Origin of the sequence: Acinetobacter sp. ANC5681, from assembly GCF_023488045.1 — a bacterium.
GTDB lineage: Bacteria > Pseudomonadota > Gammaproteobacteria > Pseudomonadales > Moraxellaceae > Acinetobacter.
Genome location: NZ_JAMFKZ010000014.1, coordinates 13221 through 27072 on the forward strand (window position 1 = coordinate 13221; position 13852 = coordinate 27072).

The 13852-nt window shown below is 37.0% G+C and carries 12 protein-coding genes and 1 pseudogene; 3 read left to right on the top strand and 10 right to left on the bottom strand.

All coding sequences use genetic code 11. The features are described 5' to 3' along the window. Window positions 1-9: 9 nt before the first annotated feature. Window positions 10-1245 carry a phage/plasmid replication protein, II/X family gene (locus tag M5121_RS09525; RefSeq protein WP_249571035.1) on the bottom strand — a complete coding sequence of 412 codons (1236 nt, stop codon included), beginning with the start codon at window positions 1243-1245 and terminating at the stop codon, window positions 10-12. Window positions 1246-1358: 113 nt separating this feature from the next. Here M5121_RS09525 and M5121_RS09530 point away from each other — a divergent pair, with 113 nt between their 5' ends. After that, window positions 1359-1562 (top strand): hypothetical protein, encoded by a 204-nt coding sequence (locus M5121_RS09530; RefSeq protein ID WP_249571036.1) that lies wholly within the window; start codon window positions 1359-1361, stop codon window positions 1560-1562. Between the two features lie 455 nt (window positions 1563-2017). Next, window positions 2018-2254 carry a VF530 family protein gene (locus M5121_RS09535; protein ID WP_231765221.1) on the top strand — a complete coding sequence of 79 codons (237 nt, stop codon included), beginning with the start codon at window positions 2018-2020 and terminating at the stop codon, window positions 2252-2254. A gap of 77 nt (window positions 2255-2331) precedes the next feature. Here the strand turns inward: M5121_RS09535 and M5121_RS09540 are convergent, their stop codons facing one another. Together M5121_RS09540 and M5121_RS09545 are read right to left on the bottom strand one after the other, a co-directional pair. After that, window positions 2332-2640: a helix-turn-helix domain-containing protein gene (locus M5121_RS09540; RefSeq protein ID WP_249571037.1), complete on the bottom strand. Its 309-nt coding sequence runs from the start codon at window positions 2638-2640 to the stop codon at window positions 2332-2334. Continuing rightward, on the bottom strand, window positions 2637-3968 hold the full coding sequence (locus M5121_RS09545) for a type II toxin-antitoxin system HipA family toxin (RefSeq protein ID WP_249571038.1): 1332 nt from the start codon (window positions 3966-3968) through the stop codon (window positions 2637-2639). The genes M5121_RS09540 and M5121_RS09545 overlap by 4 nt, the downstream gene beginning before the upstream one ends. A gap of 277 nt (window positions 3969-4245) precedes the next feature. On the opposite strand from M5121_RS09545, the gene M5121_RS09550 reads away from it, so the two are divergent. Next, window positions 4246-4944 (top strand): DUF1826 domain-containing protein, encoded by a 699-nt coding sequence (locus M5121_RS09550; protein WP_249571039.1) that lies wholly within the window; start codon window positions 4246-4248, stop codon window positions 4942-4944. 103 nt (window positions 4945-5047) lie between these two features. On the opposite strand, the gene M5121_RS09555 is transcribed toward M5121_RS09550, so the two are convergent. The 7 genes and pseudogenes from M5121_RS09555 to M5121_RS09580 form a co-directional block, all read right to left on the bottom strand. Further along, on the bottom strand, window positions 5048-5848 hold the full coding sequence (locus M5121_RS09555; protein ID WP_208727795.1) for a sulfite exporter TauE/SafE family protein: 801 nt from the start codon (window positions 5846-5848) through the stop codon (window positions 5048-5050). Window positions 5849-5899: 51 nt separating this feature from the next. Further along, on the bottom strand, window positions 5900-6391 hold the full coding sequence (locus tag M5121_RS09560) for a flavin reductase (protein WP_208728207.1): 492 nt from the start codon (window positions 6389-6391) through the stop codon (window positions 5900-5902). A gap of 129 nt (window positions 6392-6520) precedes the next feature. Next, window positions 6521-7549 carry a methionine synthase gene (locus M5121_RS09565; protein ID WP_005160145.1) on the bottom strand — a complete coding sequence of 343 codons (1029 nt, stop codon included), beginning with the start codon at window positions 7547-7549 and terminating at the stop codon, window positions 6521-6523. 30 nt (window positions 7550-7579) lie between these two features. Beyond that, window positions 7580-8572 (bottom strand): DUF1852 domain-containing protein, encoded by a 993-nt coding sequence (locus M5121_RS09570; RefSeq protein WP_087535784.1) that lies wholly within the window; start codon window positions 8570-8572, stop codon window positions 7580-7582. A 388-nt stretch (window positions 8573-8960) separates the two neighbouring features. Beyond that, complete coding sequence (locus M5121_RS09575; protein WP_249571040.1) at window positions 8961-11093, bottom strand: TonB-dependent siderophore receptor; 2133 nt, start codon at window positions 11091-11093, stop codon at window positions 8961-8963. 165 nt (window positions 11094-11258) lie between these two features. Further along, window positions 11259-11330: pseudogene (locus M5121_RS15990) on the bottom strand (type 1 glutamine amidotransferase domain-containing protein); the annotation flags it as partial. A 70-nt stretch (window positions 11331-11400) separates the two neighbouring features. Continuing rightward, on the bottom strand, window positions 11401-13605 hold the full coding sequence (locus tag M5121_RS09580) for an OsmC domain/YcaO domain-containing protein (RefSeq protein WP_249571041.1): 2205 nt from the start codon (window positions 13603-13605) through the stop codon (window positions 11401-11403). Window positions 13606-13852 lie beyond the last annotated feature (247 nt).

Genomic DNA, 13852 nt, shown 5'->3' on the forward strand with positions numbered 1-13852 from the left:
GCTTACCTCTTAAGCTATTTTGTAATTGAATTGCGAGACTGGTGGCTCGTACCACTCAGGCAACTGTTGAGAAAAGTCGATTTCGACAAGTCTCATGAACGGAATGACGTTTGATGCCTTCTCGTCATGAAGGTTTTGGAGAAATGCGAGTGAAAACCCACATTCGGTTAAATCTTTGATGTGTCTAAAATAAGTACGTTCGTGCAGTATCTTGTCTTCGACCATTTCTTGAAGTTTTTTTATGCCGTGCTCTCGTACTAAACAGAAAGTTGCATAAATATTACGGATGCGTGTTTGTGAAACTTTTCCACTATTTGTAATCACAGCATTGCTAGAGGAGATCGCTTCCAAAACACTTTTATCGTCAGTAAGTTTCATAGTTTGACCTCGCAGGGCTTCAAATATGCTATGAGTAGCTTTAGTCCAAAGTGATTGTAAGATTTCAGGATTTTCGCGCTGAAAGTTGATTAAATCGAATAGGTTTGTAGGGATGCCATTGCGTTCAAGCCAACGTTTTTTCATACGTGATTCAAAGCGCAATAGACCAACTGTCCAGTTGATCAAGCGTGAATCTGACATAACGTCAACAACTCGAATTGCAGCCTTATCATTCTTTTTGGCTAACATTTTGTATTCTTCGAATTGAGACATAAATTCATCATGCTTCATGTAGCACTTATGATTGATCAATCTTGAATGCTGACCACCCCAATAAACAGAACTGTCATAACGTTTGTTACTTAAACGTGTTTGCCCTTTGCTGACATTACTTAAAAAATCTAGAACTTTTTTTGCTGTTGATTGATCACGTAAACGAGCCGAATAAGTAACATCAATATGGGCAACGGTTGCTTGTTTAAAATCAAGCATTCGGGCTAGTGTGGGATATGCTTCAAATAAAAAACCGATCATCTCCATTGCACCCGATTCCAAATTGTCAGAACCAAAGACGTTATGACCTTGCAATAACTTTGCGGGTGATGCCTTGATCTGGACATAAGGAGGATAGCTGGAGTCGAAGAACACTTTCATAGCCATACCAGTGTAATGAGTTGGTACAGATTCATAAGGATGGAATAACGCAGCAGCAGAAATTGAGCCATCATCGTTTTTATGAACTGATCTTGAAGCCAATGGAATCTCGATTGAGTGGAGATCGACATCTATAAAAAAATACTCCCCCGCTTCACTCAAAGAGTAAAACGAGCTTTCAAACGGAGCATTTATACAGATATGGTCAATCATGAATCACAAATTCACAAATCATTTTCAGGAGATAAAACCATAAATCACATATAAAGACAAGCACAAATCACAAATTCATTTAGAATCAAATCATTTTTAAAAGGAATGTTGTTATGGCTAAAACATTTAGATTCACTGATGAAGAAGAACAGGCGTTAAATGAAACAGCTTTGAAGATAAATAGAGACCTAGTTAAAGCAGGAAATAAGCCATTACGTGATACAGAAATATTCCACGAAATTATTAGACAAACGTTGATTGAAGGAATTATCGAAGTAACAAGAGACGGTCAGGTAAAAGTAGAAACAAAAAAATAATCGCGAATAAAATTCCTGTTTTATGACAAATTTGTCAGTAGAGTCCACCATTAGAAGACGTGGACTCACCGAGTTACGAATTTTTCTCAAAAAGAAAGGGAACTTAATGTTCCCGTTTTTTCATTTGATAATAGTTCAAATGTAGTCACACCAAAGATAAAAAACAGTGCTGATAATTGAGAGAATAAACAAGCATAAAATAACATTAAAATACCTATATCATTTTTTATTATGAACATCGGATATACGCATAACTTAATTTTATGTTAAATAGAATATCTAAGACTGTGGTCTACACAACACTGTTTGTTGTCATAGCTTAGTAATGTGATGATCTAAGATTATACATCACGTTACTGACTATCCTATGATACTTATGCTTCGTAATGCTGACCTATTTCAACTCACTCAGGTTATAATGATGGTCTCCCCAAAATATTTTTGATCTATTTATTATGAATGCCTCAAATGACCCTCTACATGGCAAAAAACTTGCTGATATTTTGGATGAATTATTGGATTACTACGGTGGCTTTGAAGGCTTAAGTCGTAAAATTGAAATTAGATGTTTTTGCATAGATCCAAGTGTTAAATCATCTTTGCGATTCTTGCGTACCACACCATGGGCACGTGAAAAAGTAGAAAGCTTATATTTGTACGTCTTACGCCAAAAAACCAAACAGAAATCTTAGCTATCAAAACCCCAGCCTTAGCATTTTAATCTAGGCTACACAGCTTTGTTACATAGACTTAAACTTTACCATTGATCTCATTCTGATGGTTTAATAATCTTTCTCACAATGTGCTCATGAGTTGGTACGAGTCCTGCTTTCAATCCAAGTGGTTTAAAGACCTTGTCTAAAACAGATTGAGTAAGTTTTCCTTTGTCTTGCTCAATATCAGTTAATGTCCTGCGACTTATGCCGACTAAATTTGCATATTGTTCCTGAGACATACTCAGAATGTTTTTTCGTAAATACGCCAATAATTGTCCTAATGTTATTTCATTCAATAAGTACTGCATATATAGATCAATAAGAACTTGCTGACGATCTTGAGTCTGATTTTTTATATTCATAATAGTTCCCATCTTTCTAATTTAGCTTCAACATAGTCGAATGAAAGCGCTGGCATCTCCACAATTTGTTTTGGTACACCTTTATCTATTAATCTTTGTTTTAGCCCAACAAGATTACTTGCCAAAGATTTTAATGTCGTTAGAGACAAATTCGGATCGCATAAATGTGCTAGCTTTTGAGTAATTTGCTCCCATCGATATTCTCCTCCTTCCTCATAAGGACTTCCCCAAGTTGTTGACCGTGTAACAACCTCTGGGTCAGCTTTCATTGGAGCGAAATCATAAATTGGAGCAAGCGAAATTTTGCCAGATTTTTTTAGAAATGAAGTATTTCGCCCATGATTATCAGAATTACCAAAAATAATATTCAATAAGTCCCTTTGTAACCATTCACAAATGAATTGTGTCGAATCAAATTCGGAATCAATAGATATCAGTAACTTACATAGATTCTCAATCACCTCAAAATGATTGAGATGACTACCTGAAGCTTTATTTAATACAGAATAAACAGATTCAAGCCCATGACGTTGCCATTGTTGATTGTGCCATTCGACATCAAATCTTGGCAGCCATAAAGATGGATATTTTTCACCTTCAATCAGCTTCATTTCTGTTGTTTCAATGGTATTGAATCCCAACTCTTTAAGCTCTTGATAGTAATAGTATTCTGCTCTGAGAATATTACAGTCTATCTCAGCACGATTATTCCGAGGAAATTTAACTAGATAGTGTTGATCAGGTTGATCAAAGTTTTGTTGATAAGTATCAATCCAAATATTTTGATCTTTTGTAGCACGAATTAGTAATTTTGGAGCTTCACCACCTGCTCCCGTTGCACCACCACTAATTGCCCCCATTTGCTGTGCATATTCAAGAAAATCTACATTTCGATCAGCAACATCACTTTGACTAAAATAACGTAAATGTAGAGTGGAGTCAGGATTGATTACTGGCAGAGCTTCTTTAATTCTCAAGTTGCCTACGGGTGCAATGCCACCTTTTTCTAATAAAATACTATCTTGCTCAGCATGCGTTAGTCTTTGTAGACCTAGAAAATTCACCCAATAACGGCGCGCAGCACCAGATGGAACAATATCATCTAAAAAACCAAACCATGACTTAGATTCATGTTTTATAAGTATTTGTATAGGTAGTGATAAACTACAGGCATGCTCATCTCTTTTATCCAAATTATGGATTGCGTATTCCAACTCGTAAGCTAATTCACTAGCACTTGCTGAGCCTAGTTTCGGTTCTAATAGCGTAAGTTCAGCAATATCAAACCAACTTTGATCAAGTAACGCCTGTATTGTTAATTTTTTCATTGATATGAATGAGCAATTATTTTCTCAAAAATACTCTATTTTTTTATATTTGTGAATATATTTGCGCAAAATTCTTTTTTATGTAAGTTTTTGAGCATAAATTTGCTCATAACGATCTATGGAAAGTATCATTCTCAGTATCTATTTAAAACACTTTATTTCATTGTTATAAGGCATGAAAAGATAAATGTTTGAAAAATACGATTCAACCTATCGTTGTTAACGTGATCGAACTGTGTATCATTAAACATAATTTCTTTTTGATAAACTTCTTTTTATGAAGAATGCATTTTCTGACCACAAGCAAATTAGCATGGTTTCTAGTTTCTCCGAACTTGTCGGTTCTAATTTTCAAGGAGATAGAAATGCGATTTGTTGGTATAGAAACCTGAATGGAGATTTTCAAGAAATCGTAAAACAGCTTGAACTAAAGGAAAATATCACTGAAGTTTCTATTGATGACCTATTGGGATTGCAACTTTCCGAACAAGGTCATTTAGCAAGAGAAATCATCTTAAAAGATATGCAGCTATTAAGTGATTTCGGAGCTTCACCTACCCTTAACTTAATTCAAAATTACGAACGTGATGATGAGTTAAATTTTATTTCAACTGATGTGTATTCATTTCATGTTGATCGTTCCCCTATCCCAACTGATACTTTTTTATGTACTTATTACGGCGCAGCAAGTGAAATTTTGCCAAGCGATCAAGTTAAGCAAAAAGTTTTGATTCCCGAAATCAGAGAGAAACTGAAAGAATTACATCATGGCTCAGAAGCTGAGTTTGAAAGTTTTCTACAAGATTATTTCTTCGATTTACATTACCAGCCGCTTCCTGATGCAAGACCTTTAAACTTAGGTTTAGGACATCTTTGGCGTCTAGCAGTTGATCACCCAATGCAGCACGTTTTACCTTGTGTTCATAGGGCACCTATTGAAAATGAAGGCGAATATAGACTACTCTTAATTTGTTAATTATTTATATTTCAAATGGTTAAAAAATAAATCTATTAAACTCTAGTACATAAAAGCCCATACATGATGGGCTTTTATTAGCCAGAAAGAGATTCACTTAATTCTAAAATATCCCTTTAAACAGGAAAAAACATCCGACAAACAACAGTAGTACAGCAAAGCATTTTTTTAACATTTGAGGTGATAAAGCATGTGCCACTTTGGCACCTAGCTTTGCAGTGAAAAAGCTCATCGCACTGATACCCAGAAATGCATAAACATGAACAAAACCAATGCTATTCGGAACATTTATTTGTTCTTTCATACCAAATAACATAAACCCTAGCGCACCTGCGATTGCGATAGGTAAGCCACATGCAGCAGATGTTCCAACTGCTTTTTGCATGACTACACCGTGATGATTTAAATAAGGTACGGTTAGACTGCCTCCACCAATACCAAAAATTGCTGATGCTATGCCTATTCCTGTACCTGCGAACACCTGTTTAGTCGTTGATGGAAGGACTTTATTCTGATCTATTACTTTTTTGGCTCCAATAAACATTTGGTATGCAACCCAAATCACAAAAACACCAATAATCAGTTGCAAGTGTTCCCTTGATAGTAATCCTGCAATACCCGCACCAAAAAATGACCCAATGACTAAACCAGGAGTCAGATTTTTGAATACAGGCCAAATTACTGCACCATTTTTATTATGCGCCATTAATGAGCTGATAGACGTCACAATAATCGTGGCTAATGAAGTACCCAAAGCAAGATGCATCACAACTTCAGGATCATAGCCCATTTGTGTAAAGACAACATATAAAAGCGGTACAATGATCAGCCCACCACCTACACCAAAAAGTCCAGCAGCGAATCCCGCTAATGCACCTATAGCTAAAAAAATGATTAATTCCACGACATACTTACTTGATTGAAGGTTAATATTAGATGAATAGCGAATGTTGGTTTAAGCAACTTCAGTCTCACCTACTTGGTGATAAGCACGATTAAAATACACCAGACTATGTTCATGCTGACTTTTTTGAATAGCAACTGTACGGCAAATAAAAATAGTATGTGTTCCTACTTCCTGAATTTGTTCAATCTGACAATCAAAACTGACAAGAGCATCCTCTAGAACAGGTGCACCTGTTTTTAATTTAGTCCAAGTTCCATGTTTAAACCGCTCTTCAGACGTCAACTTAGAAGAAAACACATTGGAAATATGCTGATGTTGCGCGCCTAGAACATTCACAGTTAAAGTTTCATTTTCAATAAAATGTGCATGTGACCTAGATGCTGTATTCATACACACCAATAATGTCGGAGGTATATCCGTAACGCTACATACAGCAGATGCGGTAAATCCATGACGACCAGATGCTCCCGCTGTAGTCACCACATTCACTGCACTTGTCAGTAAAGACATCGCATTTCTAAAGTCATTTGCTTCAATCATCATCTGATTCCTAAATTGAACTGTAGCTTTTCTTTAGATTAAGACCTAACACACACTTGCGTCACATTTGCACATCTAAATCATTTCAAACTGAATGGGCTGCTAACGATATTTCCTAATTGCTAAATACTAAACGGCGAGCTCTTTTCGGATAATTTCTGCACCTGCACTTAAGGCATTCAGCTTGCCGCGTGCTACTTCACGAGATAAAGGCGCCATTCCACAGTTAGTAGATGGATAAAGTTTATCGGCATCCACAAACTGAAGCGCTTTGCGTAGCGTATCTGCAACCTCATCCGCTGTTTCAATATTATTGGTTGCAACATCAATCGCACCAACCATGACTTTTTTACCACGGATCAGTTCGATGAGATCCATTGGTACACGAGAGTTTTGGCATTCAAGTGAAACGATATCAATTTTAGACTTTTGAAGCTTAGGGAAAGCTTCTTCGTATTGACGCCACTCTGAACCCAAAGTCTTTTTCCAATCTGTATTGGCTTTGATGCCATAGCCATAGCAAATATGAACCGCAGTCTCACATTTAAGACCTTCAAGCGCTCTTTCTAAGGTTGCAACACCCCAATCATTCACTTCATCAAAGAATACATTAAATGCAGGTTCGTCAAATTGAATAATATCAACACCCGCAGCTTCTAATTCAAGTGCTTCTTGATTAAGAATCTTGGCAAATTCCCAAGCCAGTTTTTCACGGCTTTTATAGTGACCATCATATAACGTGTCAATCATAGTCATTGGACCTGGAAGCGCCCATTTGATTGGTTGTGTTGTTTGGCTACGTAAAAACTTGGCATCTTCCACGAAAACTGGCTTTTGGCGAGAGACTGCACCGACTACAGATGGAACACTTGCATCATAACGATTACGGATACGAACTGTTTCACGCTTTTCAAAATCTACACCATCAAGATGTTCGATAAATGTGGTGACAAAATGTTGGCGAGTTTGCTCACCATCGCTCACAATATCAATTCCCGCATGGATCTGTTCTTGTAGAGATAAACGCAGAGCATCTTGCTTCGCTTCGATTAATGCCTCACCCTCTAATTTCCAAGGTGACCAAAGTTTTTCAGGTTCTGCAAGCCATGAAGGTTTCGGTAAGCTGCCAGCCGTTGATGTTGGTAATAAAATTGCCATTTTAAATCTTCTATCTCTATTTCAGGTAAATTAAGCAGCGTTACTTTGTACGGTGTAGTTAGCAGCCCATTGTTCAAGGATGTTTTGATAAGGTTTGATAAAGTTTTCTTCCGTCCATTTACCTTGTTTTACTGCCAATTGACCACGCTCTACACGGTCGTAAACGATTCGTGTTAATGAGTAATCTGGATACTCTAAACTTGCTTGATACACTTGTGCTGCTGAAGAATTTGCATTGTAAATTTCAGGACGGTAGATCTTTTGGAAAGTTTCCATCGTGCTAATTGCGCTAATCAGTTCAAAATCGGTGTAATCACGTAATAAATCACCCGCAAAATAGAATGCTAAAGGCGCAACACTTCCTTTCGGCATGAAGAAGCGAACCTGTAAGCCCATTTTGTGGAAATACTCATCGGTACGTGAGTATTGATCTTGCTTATATTCAACACCTAAAACTGGATGCTCATTAACAGTACGCTGATAAGTCCTCGCTGTTGAAACACTTAAACAAATGACAGGTTGTTGATTAAATTCAGCCTTAAAAGTATCTGAATTTACTAAATATTGATAAAGCTTACCGTGTAAATCACCGAAACCTTCGGGTGCATACGAAGTTGAGTTCTCTTTATTATGTTCTTTCAGTACTACACTAAAATCATAATCACGTACATAAGATGAGAAACTATTGCCAATCATGCCTTCAATACGTTGATTGGTATGGTGATCGGTAATGGTGCTTTTCAGCATTTCAATGATTGGAAAAGTTTTACCATTACCTTCAATATCTAAATCTGCAGAAATAATATCTATTTCAAGTGAATAACGGTCACCATTCGGATTATCAGTTTGTGCTAAAGCATTGAAACGATTATTAATCATTCGAAGTGTATTACGAAGATTCTGCTCTCGACTTTCACCGCGTGCTAAGTTGGCAAAATTAGTCGTTAGACGTGTGCTATCCGCTGGTTGATAGTTTTCATCAAAACGAATGCGTTTAATTGAACATGCAAACTCTTTACTCATGATGATTGGTATCCTAATTTTTGCGATAAACCGTAAACTTCTTTATGTTGTAATTTATACTCGAATCATCAAATGAATAAAAATGATTTAATCTAACCAAAAGATGAATAAAATTCATTGTTGTGTGTTTTTATGGGTTTCAGTGCTCTAACCTGAACGAGCTTCATCATGAGCTGAAAAACTATCAGGATATTGATTGAATTATTGCTATAAGGGCGTCTTTGTAATTTGGAATTATTCTTTAGATGATGACATACAATGTTTCGTTTCTATTTTTTGTTTACAACGATATAAAAACTTGAATTTTATTAATCCAATAGCAGAATCTCGTAAAAAAGACGATCTAATTTTAAGTCAGATCGTCTTTATTCATATCAGTGAATTGGATTTAAAAATTCACCGTCCAAGAAAATTGTGCAGTGCGTGGAGCGCCTAGGAACAAATAATCATCCCCAAAGAAGCTTCCCGCATCTCTCCAATATTTTTTATTAAATAGATTATCAACATTGAATCTTAATGTGTTTTCACAGCCATTAGCTTTAAAGTTATAAGCTGCACCAGTATTAAAAACTGTGTAGCTTGGAACTTTTACGCTGCCTATTTTATTGGCATATTTACTGCTACTGTATTGTATGCCAGCGAGTAAACGTAATCCTTCAACTTGGGGAACTTGGTATGAGATATAACTCGCCAAACGTACAGTTGGTACATTTTGAGTTTGATGACCATCATATTCAGATGATTGTATGTCTCTTAAGCGTGAACGGGTCAGTGCTAAAGTCGATGTCATATCTAGGTTTTGACCAATACGCCCTTGTAGACCAAGTTCTAAGCCGAGGTTATGTTGTTCACCATCTTTTACGAAATCATTTGAAGTATTGGTATGTTGATTATCTTGTTTTAAATCAAATAATGCAGCTGAAAAAAGTAAATCTTGCCACTGCTGCTTAAATCCCAATTCATATTGCGCTGAATGTTTGGGTGCTAATGTCACAGAAGGATTGTTTGCAAACCACGGTGCTTGTCCGCTGTCACTTAATCCTTTGGCATAAGAAGCATAGATATGAGTCTTTTCCCCAGGCTGATACATCACAGCAAATTGAGGTAAAAAGCGATTAAAGTTAGTGTCACGAATATTATTACCAGATGCATTATAAGCATCTTCATTTAAATGCAGTAGTTTTCCGCCTGCTAGAATTGACCATGCTGTATTAAATTCAACTTGATCAATTAAATTTAATGCTGTTTTCTGACTGTTTAAAGATTTGTAGTGATTGCCCAAAACCGCGCCTGATGGAGCAAAGTCCACAGTATCAGTGTAAATATTCCCTGTACCGACAGCTTGGTTAATCGCATCGTATTGCGCATGTCGTTTATAAGTTTGTGATAATTCTAAACTCAACTTATGTTGCCATAATCCTGTACTAAATTGACCATTTAAGCCTGCTTTAAATTGATTGGTCAGGTAACTGTCATCAGGACTGCGGAAGTCATAAATATCATAGTTACCATTTTGATCAAAGGTATAGGCAAACGCTGAATAATCATCCACCACAACACGACTTTGAGAAGCACTTAGATTTGCTGACCAATCTTTATTGATTTGGTAATTATATTTTAAGCCTGTGTTTAAACTTTGGTTAATGACAGGTTGGCTCCAACTTTGATAGCCAAGTAAACGATCCCACTCTACGCCAGTAGGTACGGTTTTACCATCAAGCAACTGATAACTAGGTACTGAACGCTGACGTTGACGCTGTGATTCGATATCAAGTTCTAATTTTGAACGATCTGATATATTCCAGTCTAATGCTAAAGAACCAAATAAGCGTTTACCATTGGCATGTTCTACATACGGATGGATTTCCTCATGCGCCAAATTTATTCGATAACCCAATTGCTGCTCATCTAAAAATCCACCAAAGTCCGCTGCGATACGATTACCGCCATGACTATCTGCATCAACGGTCATTGAACGGATGTCTTTAGGGCGCTTGCTTACATAATTAACCACACCCGCAGGTGTTGACATACCACTTTGAATGGCACTTATACCCTTTAAAATCTCGACTTGTTCTTTGTTTTCAAGTGCTACATTTTGCTCACCGCGAAGTAAGTTACCATTGAGCAAGTAGCTTGAACCAAGGTTCAGTGCGAAACCACGCATCATAAAGTTTGAGTAATAGCCAATTGGGGCGTAACCATCACCTACCGCAGCATCGTTTTTCACAACATCCGTTAATGTTTTCGCATGTTGATCAGCAATTCGCTCAGCCGTCACTGCATGAATAGATGCAGGAATCTCAGCAATATTTTGTTGAGTAAAACCAGATAAATTCACCTTTGGTTGAAAATATACGCTTTCTGCTGCTTGGGCGTTTACTGTGATTGTTTCTAATTGGGATACCTTATTTTCATCTTCAGCATGTACCAATACTGAGCTTAGCCCTAGGCATGAAAATGAACCAACTGCCAGTAACGCTTTGTGTAAACGAGAAAATGTAAATGGATATGTTTTCACAGTAATTGCCTAACCCCGAAAGATAATCTTATAGTCTAAATTTTCGGGCATGAGTATTCACAATTTTCTATGATTGAACAAGTACGTTTTCCACCATCTATCTAATATTTTTAAATGTTCTGTATACCGTAGGTAGAGACAGAGCATATGATCAAAATGTTTTTAATCGGCATTATTTAAAAAACCCCACATCACGCCGTGCCCACCCGTGTAATAAATTACATCATAGTCTTCCCAACAGTGGACTAACGATATAAAAGTGCATGATCAACATGCACTTTTTAAAGGTTCAACGTTTAGCTTGTATTTATACAGCTAATCCGACAGCCTTTGCACGCGCTTGATGCAATTTCTTATAGCTATCAATCAAACGTAAATGGCGATCAAGCCCTTCAAGTTTCATACTTGTTGGTGTGAGACCATAGAAACGAACATTCCCTTCAACAGATCCGATGACTGCATCCATACGTTCGTTACCAAACATACGACGGAAATTCGTTTCATAGTCTTCTAATTCCATCTCATCATCGAGCAATACTTCAAGTACTACGTTCATGCATTGATAGAATAGTCCACGTTCAACGGTATTGGTATTGTATTGTAAGAAGGTTTCAACCAGTTCTTTGGCTTCTTCAAACTGTTCTAATGCAATATAGATCAATAGTTTGAGCTCAAGAATAGTCAACTGTCCCCACACGGTATTGTCATCAAACTCAATGCCAATCAAGGTCGCGATTTCAGTATAGTCATCTAATTCACATTCTTCTAAACGTTCGACCAAAGCTTCAAGTTGAGTCTGATCCAAACGATGCAGATTTAAAATGTCTTCACGGAATGCCAACGCTTTATTAGTGTTATCCCAAATTAAATCTTCGACCAAATAAATTTCAGAATAATCTGGAACTAAGATACGACATGCTGTTGCACCTAAATGCTCATAGACAGCCATATATACTTCTTTGCCCATTTCTTCCAAAATGCCAAACAATTCAGCCGCTTCTTCTTCATTTGAGTTTTCACCATCATTGGTGAAATCCCACTCGACAAAGTCATAGTCTGATTTTGCACTAAAGAAACGCCATGAAACTAAGCCACTTGAGTCAATAAAGTGTTCAACAAAATTATTTGGTTCAGTGACTGCTTCACTTTGGAAGGTTGGTTGAGGTAGGTCATTTAAACCTTCAAAACTACGTCCTTGTAAGAGTTCGGTTAGACTACGTTCCAACGCAATTTCAAAGCTTGGATGTGCGCCAAATGAGGCAAATACACCTCCTGTGCGTGGGTTCATCAGTGTCACACACATCACTGGGAAATCCCCGCCCAAAGAAGCATCTTTCACTAAAATAGGAAAACCTTGTTCTTCTAAACCTTGGATGCCCGCCACAATACTTGGGTATTTTGCTAATACTTCTTGAGGTACATCAGGTAAAGCAATTTCACCTTCTAAAATTTCACGTTTGACAGCACGCTCAAAAATCTCAGATAAACATTGAACTTGTGCTTCAGCCAAAGTATTACCTGCACTCATTCCATTACTTAGGTACAAGTTTTCAATCAGATTCGATGGGAAATACACAATCTCCTGATCTGACTGACGCACAAATGGCAACGAACAAATACCCCGCTCTGTATTTCCTGAGTTGGTATCATATAAATGTGTACCGAGTAATTCATTATCTGGGTTGTAAATTTCAAGGCAATATTCATCCAAAATTTCTTTTGGTAATTTACCTTTCGGACCCGGTTTGAACCACTTTTCGTCTGGATAATGTACAAATTCTGCATTGGCAATTTCTTCACCCCAGAACTGATCATTATAGAAAAAGTTACAGTTCAAACGTTCAATGAACTCACCTAAAGCTGATGCTAAAGCACTTTCTTTGGTAGAGCCTTTACCATTAGTAAAGCACATTGGTGATTGTGCATCACGGATATGTAAAGACCAGACATTTGGAACAATATTACGCCAAGATGCAATTTCGATCTTCATCCCTAGATTCGCCAAAATACTAGACATGTTGGCAATGGTTTCTTCTAGTGGTAAATCTTTCCCTGCGATATAAGTGCTGCTTTCTGAAGTCAGACTTGGCATCAACAGTGCTTGCGCATCCGCATCAATACTTTCGACTTCTTCAATGATAAATTCAGGACCCGTTTGAATTACTTTTTTAACGGTACAACGATCAATTGAACGTAAGATGCCTTGACGGTCTTTTTCAGAAATATCAGCGGGTAATTCAACTTGAATTTTGAAAATTTGTTTATAACGGTTTTCTGGATCAACAATATTGTTTTGTGACAAACGAATATTATCAGTCGGAATATCACGAGCTGCACAATATACTTTAACGAAGTAAGCTGCACATAATGCTGATGATGCTAAAAAGTAGTCAAATGGACCCGGTGCAGAACCATCACCTTTGTAACGAATGGGTTGGTCAGCGATAACTGTAAAATCATCGAACTTGGCTTCTTGTCGAAGATTGTCGAGATAATTAACCTTGATTTCCATGCTGGCACCTAAATATTCTTATGTGTCAGCACAGACACATAAAATTTCAAATATTGATCAATAACCCGAATCGCGGATAAGAAATTGATTTAAAAAGAGTAGCTAGAGTCATTCATTCATCTGAACAAAAAACTGACTCTAGTCATAATCGGCGCTATTATAGAAGTATTTTATGTAATTGATAACTTTTGTCTGTTTTTCTAGCCTATTTATGAACAATTAAATCCGCCTTACTTCCAAGTGAATA

Coding starts and splice junctions, on each gene's coding strand:
- M5121_RS09540 (WP_249571037.1), bottom strand. CDS start 2,640: ATGAATATAAAAAATCAGACTCAAGATCGTCAGCAAGTTCTTATTGAT.
- M5121_RS09530 (WP_249571036.1), top strand. CDS start 1,359: ATGGCTAAAACATTTAGATTCACTGATGAAGAAGAACAGGCGTTAAAT.
- M5121_RS09535 (WP_231765221.1), top strand. CDS start 2,018: ATGAATGCCTCAAATGACCCTCTACATGGCAAAAAACTTGCTGATATT.
- M5121_RS09550 (WP_249571039.1), top strand. CDS start 4,246: ATGAAGAATGCATTTTCTGACCACAAGCAAATTAGCATGGTTTCTAGT.
- M5121_RS09560 (WP_208728207.1), bottom strand. CDS start 6,391: ATGATTGAAGCAAATGACTTTAGAAATGCGATGTCTTTACTGACAAGT.
- M5121_RS09525 (WP_249571035.1), bottom strand. CDS start 1,245: ATGATTGACCATATCTGTATAAATGCTCCGTTTGAAAGCTCGTTTTAC.
- M5121_RS09580 (WP_249571041.1), bottom strand. CDS start 13,605: ATGGAAATCAAGGTTAATTATCTCGACAATCTTCGACAAGAAGCCAAG.
- M5121_RS09545 (WP_249571038.1), bottom strand. CDS start 3,968: ATGAAAAAATTAACAATACAGGCGTTACTTGATCAAAGTTGGTTTGAT.
- M5121_RS09565 (WP_005160145.1), bottom strand. CDS start 7,549: ATGGCAATTTTATTACCAACATCAACGGCTGGCAGCTTACCGAAACCT.
- M5121_RS09570 (WP_087535784.1), bottom strand. CDS start 8,572: ATGAGTAAAGAGTTTGCATGTTCAATTAAACGCATTCGTTTTGATGAA.